Origin of the sequence: Brevundimonas bacteroides DSM 4726, assembly GCF_000701445.1 — a bacterium.
Taxonomy (GTDB): Bacteria; Pseudomonadota; Alphaproteobacteria; order Caulobacterales; family Caulobacteraceae; genus Brevundimonas; species Brevundimonas bacteroides.
The window spans coordinates 280164-293329 of sequence record NZ_JNIX01000010.1; the positions used below are offsets into that span (position 1 = coordinate 280164).

Sequence of the window (13166 nt, forward strand, 5' to 3'; positions counted from 1 at the left end):
CCTCTCCCACAGGGAGAGGGTTCCAACATCGACACCCCGCCCGCGCTCCGCCTAAGCTCATCCCCAAGGTCACGGAGGAACACCTCATGCGCTGGGCTCTCTTCCTCGGCTCGCTCGCCCTGGCACTGATCATCGGCGTCTGGGCGCTGCAGGTTCCTTCGCCCCGCCCGACCACTTCCCCGGCCGTCGCCTTCTCCGCCGAGCGGGCCATGACAGACGTTCGCGCCATCGCCGCCCGGCCTCATCCCGTCGGATCGGCCGACCATGCCCGGGTCCAGGCCTACCTCCTTGAACGAATGGCCGCGCTCGGTCTGAATCCCGCGCTCCAGGCCGGAGCCATGTCGCCGGATGCCGTGGCCCGGCTGGCGCGATGGGGCGGCGACCCGGCCGCTGTGGGCAATCAGGCGGTCAATATCGTGGGTGTCCTGCCGGGCCGCGATCCGGACGCCGCCGCCGTCGTCATGATGGCCCACTACGACAGCGCCTGGGGCTCGCCCGGCGCCGCCGACGACGCGGCGGGCGTCGCGGCCATTCTGGAGTCCGTGAGGGCCTTGAGGGCGAGAGGCACCTTCGACCGGACGCTGGTGGTGCTCATCACCGACGCGGAAGAGCTGAACCTCGACGGAGCGCGCATCTTCTTTTCGGAGCATCCCTTGCGCGACCGCGTTGGCGCGGTGGTGAACCTGGAAGCGCGCGGCGGCGGCGGCCGGGCCATGATGTTCGAGACGGGCCGGGGCAACGCCGAGACCATCGACCTGTTCGCCGGCATCGCGAGCCGCGCCGACGGGGGCGTGACGTCCAACGCCCTGTCGATCTTCGTCTATGAGAACATGCCCAACGGCACCGACTTCACCATCCCCAAGAACCGGGGGATCGCCGGGCTGAACTTCGCCTTCATCGGTCGGCCTGCGCTCTATCACACGCCGGAGGCCACGCCGGACAATCTTGACGTCGGCGCGCTCCAGCACATCGGCTCCCAGGCGCTGGAGGCGACCGAGGCCCTGCTGTCGGCCGACGCCCTGCCCATCGCGGGCGACAACGCCGTCTATGGCGATGTGCTGGGCCGGTTCCTGATCGTCCACGACAAGGCCACAGGCTGGGGCCTGCTGGCAATCACCGCCGCCGCCCTGGCCTTCGGCGCCTGGGGCGCGCGCCACGCCACCCGGCTTGATCCCCGAGACATTGGCCGCGGCATGCTGTCAGGTCTGTGGCTGGTCGTCATGGGCGTGGTCGTGACCGCCGGCGTTCGCGTACTGGCCGGACCCACCGCTGGACGGGCCGAGTCGGCCGAGGCCTACTACACCCTGCTGCGCCGCCTGCCGTGGATGGAGACGGCAACCGTGCTCGCCGTCGTCGCCGTGACGCTGGCGGCGTTGGCGGGCCGAGCCGCGATCGGGCCGCGCGTCCTGGCAGGGGTCGTCCTCCTCGCCGTGGTTGCCGCGACGGTCGTCGGCGGCTTCGATCCCGTCCTGATCGGCGCGGGTGGCGTCGCCATCGCCCTGTCGGCGTGGAGCCAGGCCTGGCCTCGAACGACCTGGGGCGCCTGGCTGGGCCTGATCGCCCTGATCTTCCTCCTTGGCTGCATCGCCCAGGGCGCCGCGCCAGAGGCCGCCCTGATCTTTGTCTGGCCCGGCCTGATCGCCGCACTCGCCGCCGCCGCCGTCGCCCTGATCGCCGCCAGCCTGACGGACCCGCGCGCTTTGATCCCGGCAGCGGTCGTCACGGGGCTCGGCGGGGCCTGGGTGGTCACCCTCGCCCATCCGGTGTTCCTCGGCGTTGGCATGGACATCCCCGGCGTGCTGGCCCTCATGGCGCTTCTGGTCCTGCTGTTCGCCCGTCCGCTCGCGCCCGAGAATACGAGAGCGACCTATGCCGCCGCCGCTGCAGCCTGTCTGATCCTCGCCTGCGGACTGTCCGCCACGGCGCGCTTCGCCGAGCCCATGCCGCCCCCTGCCGAGGGCGGCCCGACCTGAGCCAGTAACGAATTCCGCCTGCCCGGCGAAGCGGGCGGCATGTCCTCTCCAAGGTATCGCCCCATGCGCGCCTCCGCCCAGTCCGCCGCCCTGCGCTTCGACCTCCGCCGCCGCCTTAGCCTGTTGGGTGCCATCGGCCTCGTCGCTGCCGCCGTTGTGTTTGGCCACGCCACCGTCCAGCCGGTCGAGGCCCGGGTTCCTGCCCCTCCCCCCGCCGACGAGCTGACGGTTGTCGAACTGTTCACCAGCCAGGGCTGCAACGCCTGCCCGCCGGCCAACGCCAATCTAGTCCGCCTCTCGTCCCGCCCCGACCTGCTGACGCTGAGCTTCAACGTCACCTACTGGGACGACCTCGGCTGGCCCGACACCTTCGCCAAGCCGGAGTACACCGCTCGCCAGCGCGCCTATCAGCGGGGCCTGGGCACCGACAACGTCTGGACGCCCCAAGTGGTTGTCGACGGACGCAGTCACACTGTCGGTCGCCAGATGGAGCACATCGAACGGCTGATCGACAGCCATCTGGTGCTCGCCGGGCCTTCGATCGCTTTCCGCAACGGCGGCGTCGGCCTGGCCGGCGGCCCGGCACAATCCGCCCCGGCCGATGTCTGGCTGGTTCGCTATGAACCCGACCCCATCGCCGTGCCCGTCGCGCGCGGTGAGAACGCCGGCAGGACCCTGCCCCACGCGTCGGTGGTGCGAGAACTGGTCAAGCTGGGCCAATGGTCGGGTGGTCAGCCCCAGGGCTGGGCTCTGCCCGCGCCCACGCGCGACGGATTGCTCACCGCCGTTCTGGTCCAGATGCCGGACGGCGGGCCGATCCTGAGGGCGGCCAAGGCCTGACGCGGCGTGACGACGCGGCCGCAAGCGTTGCCGTCCGCGCGACGGCGGCTATAGGTCTCTCCGCCATAGTTGGGGGGGGGTCCATGTCTGTTGTTCCTGCTCTGCGAGCCCGTCGTGTCGTTCCGGCCGCTTGCGCTGCCATCCTTGCTCTTGCGGCCTGCGGTCAGGCCACACAGGCCGGGTCTGCGACGAGGGAGGATCTCGGTGACTTCGTCGTCCGCGAAGCGCTTCTTGAAACCGACGAATACGTCGACCTCGCCAACCAGCTGTCGGAAGAGGGCTGGCTCGAGGACATCGCCGAGGCCCTGAACGCCAGCCTGAACCTGCCGGTCGACATCGGCATCCGCTTCGCCGAATGCGGTCAGAGCAACGCCTTTTATCTCCCCGACGAGCGTGAGATCCAGATGTGCCTCGAGCTCTTCGACGGAGAGAGGGAGGTGTTCGCCGCCTACTTCGAAACAGAGCAGGAAATCGAGGACGCGGTCGCCGGCTCCTTCCACTGGACCGTTTTCCATGAGGTCGGCCACGCGCTGGTCGACGTCCTCGACATCCCCGTGACCGGACGCGAAGAAGACACAGCTGACAGTCTTGCGACGTGGTGGCTCATCGACGGGCAAGGAGGCGAGGCGTCCACCATCTCTGCAGCGCTCAGCTTCTACACCGACCCCTCGCAGGCTGGTGAGATCGACGACAGCGAGTATGCAGGAGACCACTCCTTCAGCCAGCAACGCTACTACGCGCTGGCTTGCCACGTTTACGGGTCGGACCCCGAGGGCTACGCCTATCTTCTCGAGGAAGAGTGGCTGACCCCCGAGCGCGCCGAATACTGCCCGGCTGAATTCGAGCGGCTCAGCGCCAGCTGGTATGCGCTCCTCGCGCCGCACCTGAAGGAATAGGCCCAGCTCGCCATTCGATACGTCAAATTCGGACGCATCGTTCGTCATGCCCGAAAGGCGTATGTATCTTTCACACACCCAGCCCGGCGACGACTTACGGGGCTTTGATAGAGTCCCACTGGCGGGCGATCTCCGCACAGGCTGCTTCTGCGTCTTTCAGGCGGTTCGTGATCGCCTTCGGGGCCTCAACGAACTTCTTCGAGAACACGTCGAGAGTGAAGCAGCACCGGTAGTCGCAATCGTCATGGCCCTGGGTTGCGAGGTAGTGGCGCAGGAGGGCGCCCGCATATTCGGCAGAGTCCTTGGTATGCGGCGAGCCCTTCGAGATGTTGAGCTTGATCGCGCCGGACTGCTTGGCACCTTTCTTGCTTATGGTTACCAGCACGTCGGGGCGGACGCTGACCGCAACGTCGGCCAACGTGAGCTTGGGTGGGGCGTGCTCGCCGATGGTGATCTTCATGTCGTGGATATCGAGGGTCGGAGCCAACGAAACGAAGAGGTTCATCGCCTCCACGTTTGACTTCTTCATTCGCTCTTCAAAGTCGTTTGACGCCAAGCTTGCTTCATACTCGGCAATCTCGACCTGTAGGGACTGCGTATTGGCGATTTTCCCTGACAAGAACCGGCGCGCCATATCAAGAGTCGGCTCGTATCGGATCACTTGGAACGTCGGCGGAAACTTCGCGTCGCGAAGTATTCTTTCTCGCCTAGACGCCTTATTCGTGGCAAGATACTCGGCAAGTTTGTTGACTGATATCCGTGGGTCTTTGTGGGCCTTCTGGGGCGTAGGCGGCGGGATCGGTGCCACGTCTGTAACCTCGGGGTGAGAATCAATGAGCGATTACTACTTTAGCATGACGCTCGGGAATCGCCGTTCGCTTTGCATTAGCCCGCTCACAAACGAAGAACTCGCTACAGGCGACGGACGCGGCGGCAATCCGCTTGGCTACTATCTGTATGAGAGGGACGAAGCCGATGACGGCCTGAACGTGCTCGCGAAGGTCGTCTCGGCAGACGCCGCAGTTCGGCTTTATCAGGCCTTGTCGGAAGTCAGGGGCGAGCAGACCTAGGTCGCTCGTACCAGAACCACGTCCGCAAAACGAAGAACAGCCACAGGCCACTGGCGAGGGCGATAACAACCTTGTTGCGGTTGCCCTCCAGAACCAAAAACCAGAGCGCCCACACGGCGGGCGCAGAGAGAACAAGGCTGTAGAGCCGCGCCCATGACGGGCGAACCCATCGCCAGAGATCAGTTTTCGTCAACCTGGGGCTCCGAGGGCTTTCCGGGCTTAGCCACCTTCCGCACCTTGTCCTCGAAGGCGGCTTCGTCCTCGTCGCATTCTAGCTCGCGAGCAATCGCGCGAAACTTGTCAGCTTGACTGTTGGCGTGGTCATTATCGGCCATGGATCGATACCTATTTTCCGACGAGGCGGGTGACTTCACCTTCAACCGGGAACCCAATGTAAGCCGGTTCTTCATCATCTGCACGTTGGCCACTTCCTCGCTCGAAGTGGGTTCCCGACTTACCGCACTGCGTCACGACCTTGTTCGCGAGGGTGTTGAAGTGGGCGACTGCTTCCACGCAACAACAGATTCCGTCCCCGTTCGCAACCGCGTCTATAATGTTCTCGCAGAATGCGACTTCACGTTCCAGGCCACGATCTGCGAGAAGTCCAAGGCCGAGCCGCAAGTGCGTTCAACAAAGGCTCGTTTCTACAAGATCCCATGGTTCTATCATTTCAAGAACGGCCTAGCGCCCCATTTGAAGAATGGAGATCGATTGCTTGTCACCGCCGCTTCTATTGGGACCAAAAAAGAGCGCAACAGCTATACGTCTTCCCTGAAGGACGTGGTGAACCAAGGTGCGGCCCACACCGACTGGGCCGTTGACTTCCGGCCAGCACTTGCGGACCCGTGTCTTCAAGCCGCCGACTATTGTGCGTGGGCCGTTATGAGGAAGTGGGAGCGTCGAGATTTGGGGCCGATAGCCACCATCCAGAAGAAGTTAACGTACGAATACGAACTCTGGGGGCATGGGCGAAAGCACTATTATTGATTGCGCGCGGCCCGCCATATCGGCGATCTTGGCTATCATTCGAAACGCCCAGGGGCGTTTATCACCAAGCAAGGGCCGCGCCGCTCTATGTGCGCAGAATTGCGCAAATTGTCAATAGTCTCAACGACCTAGTATCGTGCGGCTAGGTCTTTGAAAAGCGAATCTTTTTTCGTTTGGTTCGCCACCGCGACCGCGCTTTTTGCTTACGCGCTGGCGGCTTCGGTCCGGCGGTTAGTTCCCCCTCGATAGGTGAGGCGTTTGCCAACGATGCCCGCCAAGGCGCGAGCCGCCCGCTCTTCATCCTCGCAACCGAGCGCAGAGCGGTTGCTGTAGCGGAAGTCGAACTCCGCCAGATACCGCTGAAGGTGCTTCTCCGAGCAATGCTGGTAGATGCCCTTCATGCCGCGCTTGAAGATGCTGAAGTAGCCTTCGATGGTGTTGGTAGTGGTCACAACGTCGCCGTCGTAGCGGACGTATTCGTCCCGGCCATGATCGACGGTTTCGTGAGCGGCGAACTCGGTGCCGATCCGGCGGTAGTGCTGGGCCTGATCGGTGTTGAGGACCGACGCGCGGTCAGCATGGGCCATGACCGCTACGATGTCCTCTTTGCGCAGCGAGGGCACGTGGACCGAGCGGGCGCGACCGCCACGCTCAACGAGGGTCACGATCTTGCGCATGTCGCCAGTGCCACGACGCTGTTGCCAGCCCTTACCGCTGACAAAGATGGTGGCTTGGCGACCGAGGAAGGTCTCGTCCACTTCGAGGGTCATGCCCTCGCCGCCCATCGGGGTCATGGCGGTGTCGCGCATGGCCTCGCGGATGCGGTGACCGAGGAACCACGCGGTTTTGTAGGTGACCTCCAGGGTGCGCTCTAGCTGCTTGGCGCTGATGCCCTTCTTCGAGGAACACATCAGATAGATCGCCTGAAGCCACTTATGCAGGGGCAGGTGGCTTTCCTCGAAGATGGTGCCGATCCGAACGGTGAACTGCGCACGGCAAGCGCCGCACTTCTTCAGGCCGTGCCGGACGACGCCTTCCGGGTTCTTCTTCGAGGGCTTCGACCGAACGGCCTTCAGGGCATAGGCCCGGCCCACGACGCCGCAATGCGGGCACACCGGCTCGCCGTTCCAGATGATCCGCTCAACGAAAGCGAAGGCGGCGGCTTCATCGTGAAAGTAGGGCTTCGACAGGACGGACACGGGCAAATCTCCTTACCCGCTCACCCTACCAGAACAGGTGGGTTTGTCAAATATACATACGCCGCCCGAAAAGAACAAATTGCCAACCGGAACAAACCGTGCACATAGTGCGGTTCATCGGGAGCGGGTCACGGCGATTGCGCCGAAGGCGGGCCTCTCCCTCCGGACTGATTTGGGAATCATGGCAAGGGAGAGTGGCAAGGTGGCATCGCAGGCGGCATTGAAACTGGTGGGCAAGGAAGACGGCGACAAGCAGCGCGCGCTGGAGGCGGCGATCGCACAGATCGACCGCGCCTTCGGCAAGGGCTCGGTGATGAAGCTGGGCAAGGGCGGGGTGGCCGAGGTCATCCCCTCGGTCTCGACCGGCTCGCTGGGTCTGGACATGGCGCTCGGCATCGGCGGCCTGCCGCGCGGACGGGTGATCGAGGTGTTCGGCCCGGAAAGCTCGGGCAAGACGACGCTGGCGCTGCACACCGTGGCCGAGATCCAGAAGTCGGGCGGCACCGCCGCCTTCGTCGACGCCGAGCACGCGCTGGATCCGACCTATGCCCAGAAGCTGGGCGTGAACCTGGACGACCTTCTGGTGTCCCAGCCCGACACCGGCGAGCAGGCGCTCGAGATCGTGGATACGCTCGTGCGCTCGGGCGCGGTGGACATCGTCGTGGTCGATTCGGTCGCCGCGCTGACGCCGCGCGCCGAGATCGAGGGCGAGATGGGCGACAGCCTGCCGGGCCTTCAGGCGCGTCTGATGTCCCAGGCGCTGCGCAAGCTCACCGCCTCCATCAACAAGAGCCAGTGCATCGTGCTCTTCATCAACCAGATCCGGCACAAGATCGGGGTGATGTACGGCAGCCCTGAGACGACCACGGGCGGCAATGCGCTGAAGTTCTACGCCTCGGTGCGTCTGGACATCCGCCGCACCGGCGCGATCAAGGACCGCGACGAGGTCGTCGGCAACACCACCCGCGTCAAGGTGGTCAAGAACAAGGTCGCTCCGCCGTTCCGCGAAGTCATCTTCGACATCATGTACGGCGAGGGCATCTCCAAGCTGGGCGAGGTCATCGACCTGGGCGTCAAGGCCGGGGTGATCGAGAAGTCGGGATCGTGGTTCTCCTACGACTCCACGCGCATCGGTCAGGGCCGCGAGAATGTGCGCGCCTTCCTCAAGGCCAATCCGGACATCGCCGCCGAAATCGAAAAGGCGGTGCGGGGCTCGTCGAACAAGATCGCCGAGGAGCTCCTGGGCACGCCCGAGCCCGACGAAGGGCAGGACCTGGAGGGCTGATCCCCTACAGATAGTGCCCGATGTGCACTCCGCTTTTCGGAGTGCACATTTCATCCGAACACTCCGCCCGGCTGGTCCCTGCGACCCGCCGCCGACCCCCGCGGGGATCGGGCCGGGAGGAGCCGCCCGTCCGGTTCGTCCGGACGGGCTTTTTCTGTCAGGCAGGCAGACCGAGCATCCGCAGCACGGTCGGCGCCTTCTCCTTGAACGGAAAGAACCCCTTGGTCGCGAGCGGCCACATCGCCTCGTCCCAGTCCCGCCGGACCTGAACCAGCTCCATCCCCTGCGCCGCCAGCACGGGACGTGCCCGCGCCAGAGCCTCCGCCGTCGGCCCGACCGGCGCATAGGACGTCACGATCGCCGTGACCCCGGCCGCTTGCGCCGCCGCGATCAGCGCCTCCGGCTCCAAACCCGGCAGTCGCTGTACCGGTTGGCGATACCGTGCCTCGGCCCGCGCCGCCGCGTCGTCCATCGCCCCGCCCAAAAACACCCGAGCCACCTCGCCCGACGTCGCCGTTCCCGGCTCCGATGCCAAGACTACGCCAGCCATCTCCCACGGCCCGATCAGGCTTTCAGGTGACAGGTCCTCTGCCGTGATCAGCAACAGCTGCGGCCCGTCCGGCGTCTGACCGGCCGCCGACGGCAGGGCCCGCGCCGCTGGGATCGGAGCCTCCGATAGAGGCTCGGCCACCTTGGCCAGTCCACTGGGCCGGAACCGCCCCTCAGTGAACTGCTCGATGTTCGACGCCGTCGCCAGATAGGTCTTGCCCTGCGTCTGCAGCCCCGCGACCCAGCGCCAGGACAGGGTGTTGGACGCCGGATCGCCGTCCATCAGGTGCCGCAGGAAAAAGTCCGCCCCCAGCGTCCACGGCAGCCTGAGCGTGAAGATCCAGATCGAGGCGAACCACATCCGCGCGTGATTGTGCAGCCAGCCGATCTCGACCAGTTCGCGCGCCCAGTCGTCGAAGCCCTCAATGCCCGTCCGCCCCTCGACAGCCTGCGTCAGCGCCGTCCTCAACCCCGCATTCGCCTCGACCTTCGCCAGCGCCGCGTCCCGCTCAGCGACATACCGCGTCCAGACCTCGGGCCGCATCTCCAGCCAGCCCTTCCAGTAGGTCCGCCAGATCACCTCCTGAACGAACTTCTCAGCCGCCCGCGGCCCGTGCGCCTCCAGCGCGGCGCGCGCCAGCTCCTCCTCGGTCACCAGCCGGCGCCGCACCCAGGGCGACAACTGCGAAACCGCCTCCTGCCGACCCGGCCCGAAATCCGTGTTCCGCACGGCGGCATAGGCCCGGCCCATGCGCGGCTGAAACGCCGCTATCCGATCCAGCCCCGCCGCCCGCGTCGGCGTCCAGACCTCGCTCACGCCGCCGCTCCCTCGCGACCCCTCAGCCATCCCTGCAACCGGGGCCGCACCTTCAGGAAGGCCAGATAGAACCGCTCCAAGATCGCCAGCACCGCGCGGTTCCGGACCAGCAGGCCCAACGGCCTCAGAACCGGAATGGCCCGCCACATGGCCGCGAACGCTTCAGCTCCCGCCAGCATCCGCCCGTCCTCGCGCGCATGGAACCGCGCCAGCAGCTCCGCGCGGTCGATCGGACAGACGCCGTCGCCGCGCGCCACGTTTTGGAACCTGATCGCTCCGCGCCGATCCAGCCGCCGCATCAGCGCGATCTCGCGCCGGCACAGCGGGCAATCGCCATCGAACCAGACTTCGACCTTGGCCATGATCCGGTTCTACGCCGCCTTCCCGACACAGGCGCTGCGACGGAACGTCTGCGCGCGCCGCCGGTTGACCCTCTCCCAACCGAGGAGCTTCCCATGGCCGACACCCAGATCCAGGCGCTGAGCCAGTTTACCCTGTCGGAGACCCCCGACGGCTATCTGATCGAGGTCGAGGGCGACGGCGGAGGCTCGCTGGCGCTGTCCGCCACGCCCGAGCAGATCGACGCCATCATCGACGGCCTCGACGCCCTGCTCTCCGACGACGACGCGTCCGCAGACGCCTTCGACGAGGACGCTGACGAGGAGGGCACCGACGCCGCCTGACCGGCGTCCCGCCAAGGTGATGCGTTCGCGGCGGAAACCCTATATGAGGCGCGGTTTCCCCATCCTCCCGACGCGCGTCCTCACCTCATGGCCAGCCTGAACGACATCCGCTCGACCTTCCTCAACTTCTTCGAGGCCGACGGACACCAGAAGATCCACTCCGCGCCCCTGGTGCCGCAGAACGACCCGACGCTGATGTTCGTCAACGCGGGCATGGTGCCGTTCAAGGACTACTTCACCGGCGCCGCCAAGCCGCCGTCGCCGCGCGCTACGTCGTCACAGAAGTGCGTCCGCGCCGGCGGCAAGCACAACGACCTGGACAACGTCGGCTACACCGCCCGCCACCTGACCTTCTTCGAGATGCTGGGCAACTTCAGCTTCGGGGACTACTTCAAGGAGCACGCGATCGAGAGCGCCTGGACCCTGGTCACGCGCGACTTCGGGCTGGATCCCAAGCGCCTCTTGGTCACCGTCTATATCGAAGACGATGAGGCCGCCGCGATCTGGAAAAAGGTCACGGGCTTCTCCGACGACAAGATCATTCGCATCGCGGGCTCGGACAACTTCTGGGCCATGGGCGACAGCGGCCCCTGCGGCCCCTGCACCGAAATCTTCTGGGACTACGGCGACCACGTCCCCGGCGGCCCTCCGGGTTCGCCGGACGAGGACGGCGACCGCTATGTGGAGATCTGGAACAACGTCTTCATGCAGTTCGAGAAGGAGAACGACGAGATCGTTCGCAACCTTCCCAAACCCAGCGTCGACACCGGCATGGGGCTGGAGCGCATCGCCTCCGTGCTCCAGGGCAAGAACTCGGTGTTCGACACCGACCTGTTCCAGACGCTGATCCAGGCTTCTGCCGAGGCGACCTCGACCGATCCGAACGGCGAGATGGCGCCCAGCCACCGGGTGATCGCCGACCACCTGCGGTCCTCGTCCTTCCTGATCGCGGACGGGGTCACTCCGTCCAATGAGGGCCGGGGCTATGTGCTGCGCCGGATCATGCGCCGGGCCATGCGCCACGCCCACCTGCTGGGCGCGACCGATCCCCTGATGCACCGCCTCGTGCCGACGCTCGTCGCCGAGATGGGCGAGGCCTATCCGGAGCTGAAGCGTGCGCAGGCCTCTGTCGAGGACACGATGAAGCAGGAAGAGATCCGTTTCCGCACCACACTGGGTCGCGGCATGGGCCTGCTGGAAGATGCCACGCGCGATCTGGCACCGGGCGGCGTCATCCCCGGCCGGACGGCCTTCAGCCTTTATGACACCTATGGCTTCCCGCTGGACCTGACCCAGGACGAGGCGCGCCGTCGCGGCTTCACCGTCGACACGGACGGCTTCGACGCGGCGATGGAAGAGCAGAAGACCCGGGGCAAGGCCAACTGGAAGGGCTCGGGCCAGACGGCTTCGGCCGGCGAATGGCTGGCGCTCAAGGACCGGCTGGGGCCGACGGTCTTCACCGGCTACGACGCGGTGGACGGGGCGGGCGAAGTGCTCGCCATCCTTAAGGACGGGGCCCAGGTCGATGGGGCCCAGGCCGGCGATACGGTCGAGGTCCTGTTCGACCAGACCCCCTTCTATGGCGAGGGCGGCGGTCAGGCCGGCGACAAGGGCGAGGTCGAATGGCCGACCGGTCGCGGCCGCATCCATGACGTACAGAAGCCCACCGGCGACCTCTATGCCCATACCCTCGAGGTGCTGGAAGGGGCCCTGTCCATCGGCGACCGCGCCAGCCTGCACGTGGACGCCGACGCCCGCCTGACGACCCGGGCCAACCACTCCGCCGCCCACCTGGTGCACGCCGCGCTGAAGAACGTTCTGGGGGCCCACGTCGCCCAGAAGGGCCAGCTGGTCGACGCCGAGCGCATGCGCTTCGACTTCAGCCACAACGCCCCCGTGACCGAGGACGAGCTGGCCCGCATCGAGGCCGAGGTGAACGCCATCATCCGCCAGAACATTCCGGCGGAGACCAAACTCATGGCGCCGCAGGCCGCGATCGAGGCAGGGGCTGTCGCCCTGTTCGGCGAGAAGTACGGCGACGAGGTCCGCGTGCTGACGCTCGGCAAGTCGCTTGTCGACGACAAGGCCTATTCGGTCGAACTGTGCGGCGGCACCCACGTGGCCCGCACCGGCGACATCGCCCTGTTCAAGATCGTGTCCGAGACCGGCATCGCCGCCGGCGTCCGCCGCGTCGAGGCCCTGACCGGAGAGGCCGCGCGCCTTTATCTGGAGGGCCAGGCCGGCATTGCCCGCAAGCTGGCCCAGGGCTTCAAGGTCCAGCCCGCCGACGTCCCGGCCCGCGTCGACGCCCTTTCGACCAACGTCCGCACGCTGGAGAAGCAGGTCGCCGACCTGAAGAAGCAGCTGGCGCTCGGCGGCGGCTCGGGCGGAAACGCGGCGCCGGAGGAGATCAACGGCGTCAAGCTGATCGCCCGCGTGCTCGACGGCGTGGACGGCAAGGGCCTGCGCGGCGTGGCCGAGGATTTCCGCAAACAGGTCGGCTCGGGCGTCGTCGCCTTGATCGGCGTCACCGACGGCAAGGCCGCCGTCACCGTGGCCGTGACCTCCGACATGACCGGCACGGTCAACGCCGCCGACCTGGCCCGCGCCGCCGTCCTTGCGATGGGCGGCCAAGGTGCGGGCGGCAAGCCGGACTTCGCCCAGGGCGGGGCTCCGGACGGAACGAAGGCCGAGGCGGGTCTCGCGGCGGTACGGGCGGCTCTGGCAGGATAGGCCAATCCCTTCTCCCCTTGCGGGAGAAGGTGGCCGAGCGCAGCGAGGGCGGATGAGGGGTGATAGGCGACGGTCCCGTTGGGACACCGGCTTCATTCCCTATCTGCGCCAACTGCGTTTCACCCCTCATCCGG

At 66.3% G+C, this 13166-nt stretch carries 12 protein-coding genes; 8 read left to right on the forward strand and 4 right to left on the reverse strand.

The window, feature by feature from the left end:
- Positions 1-86 precede the first annotated feature (86 nt).
- The 3 genes from Q333_RS0110940 to Q333_RS0110950 all read left to right on the forward strand — a co-directional run bounded on the left by Q333_RS0110940 (position 87) and on the right by Q333_RS0110950 (position 3709).
- Positions 87-1973 carry a M20/M25/M40 family metallo-hydrolase gene (locus tag Q333_RS0110940; RefSeq protein ID WP_029416936.1) on the forward strand — a complete coding sequence of 629 codons (1887 nt, stop codon included), beginning with the start codon at positions 87-89 and terminating at the stop codon, positions 1971-1973.
- 63 nt (positions 1974-2036) lie between these two features.
- Entirely contained in the window at positions 2037-2813 is a 777-nt protein-coding gene (locus tag Q333_RS0110945) for a DUF1223 domain-containing protein (RefSeq protein ID WP_029416937.1), read from the forward strand.
- 83 nt (positions 2814-2896) lie between these two features.
- Positions 2897-3709: a DUF4344 domain-containing metallopeptidase gene (locus Q333_RS0110950; RefSeq protein WP_051651267.1), complete on the forward strand. Its 813-nt coding sequence runs from the start codon at positions 2897-2899 to the stop codon at positions 3707-3709.
- Positions 3710-3803: 94 nt separating this feature from the next.
- Here Q333_RS0110950 and Q333_RS0110955 read toward each other — a convergent pair whose 3' ends face one another.
- Entirely contained in the window at positions 3804-4343 is a 540-nt protein-coding gene (locus tag Q333_RS0110955; protein WP_029416939.1) for a hypothetical protein, read from the reverse strand.
- Between the two features lie 199 nt (positions 4344-4542).
- Between Q333_RS0110955 and Q333_RS0110960 the strand changes: the two genes are divergently transcribed.
- On the forward strand, positions 4543-4779 hold the full coding sequence (locus Q333_RS0110960; protein WP_029416940.1) for a hypothetical protein: 237 nt from the start codon (positions 4543-4545) through the stop codon (positions 4777-4779).
- Between the two features lie 333 nt (positions 4780-5112).
- Positions 5113-5766 carry a DUF3800 domain-containing protein gene (locus Q333_RS17650; RefSeq protein ID WP_157072443.1) on the forward strand — a complete coding sequence of 218 codons (654 nt, stop codon included), beginning with the start codon at positions 5113-5115 and terminating at the stop codon, positions 5764-5766.
- 203 nt (positions 5767-5969) lie between these two features.
- On the opposite strand, the gene Q333_RS0110970 is transcribed toward Q333_RS17650, so the two are convergent.
- A complete protein-coding gene (locus tag Q333_RS0110970) occupies positions 5970-6965 on the reverse strand; it encodes an IS1595 family transposase (protein ID WP_029416941.1) in 996 nt (331 codons plus the stop codon).
- Between the two features lie 202 nt (positions 6966-7167).
- On the opposite strand from Q333_RS0110970, the gene recA reads away from it, so the two are divergent.
- Positions 7168-8250, forward strand: coding sequence for a recombinase RecA (gene recA / locus Q333_RS0110975; protein ID WP_029416943.1), 1083 nt, complete (start codon positions 7168-7170; stop codon positions 8248-8250).
- A 157-nt stretch (positions 8251-8407) separates the two neighbouring features.
- Here the strand turns inward: recA and Q333_RS0110980 are convergent, their stop codons facing one another.
- Positions 8408-9616, reverse strand: coding sequence for an FAD-binding domain-containing protein (locus tag Q333_RS0110980; protein ID WP_245591539.1), 1209 nt, complete (start codon positions 9614-9616; stop codon positions 8408-8410).
- Positions 9613-9978: a thiol-disulfide oxidoreductase DCC family protein gene (locus Q333_RS0110985; protein WP_029416988.1), complete on the reverse strand. Its 366-nt coding sequence runs from the start codon at positions 9976-9978 to the stop codon at positions 9613-9615. Before Q333_RS0110985 ends, Q333_RS0110980 begins: the two co-directional genes overlap by 4 nt.
- Positions 9979-10071: 93 nt before the next feature.
- Between Q333_RS0110985 and Q333_RS0110990 the strand changes: the two genes are divergently transcribed.
- Positions 10072-10299: a hypothetical protein gene (locus tag Q333_RS0110990; RefSeq protein WP_051651268.1), complete on the forward strand. Its 228-nt coding sequence runs from the start codon at positions 10072-10074 to the stop codon at positions 10297-10299.
- A gap of 87 nt (positions 10300-10386) precedes the next feature.
- Positions 10387-13032, forward strand: coding sequence for an alanine--tRNA ligase (gene alaS, locus Q333_RS0110995; protein WP_029416948.1), 2646 nt, complete (start codon positions 10387-10389; stop codon positions 13030-13032).
- The last annotated feature ends 134 nt before the right edge of the window (positions 13033-13166 follow it).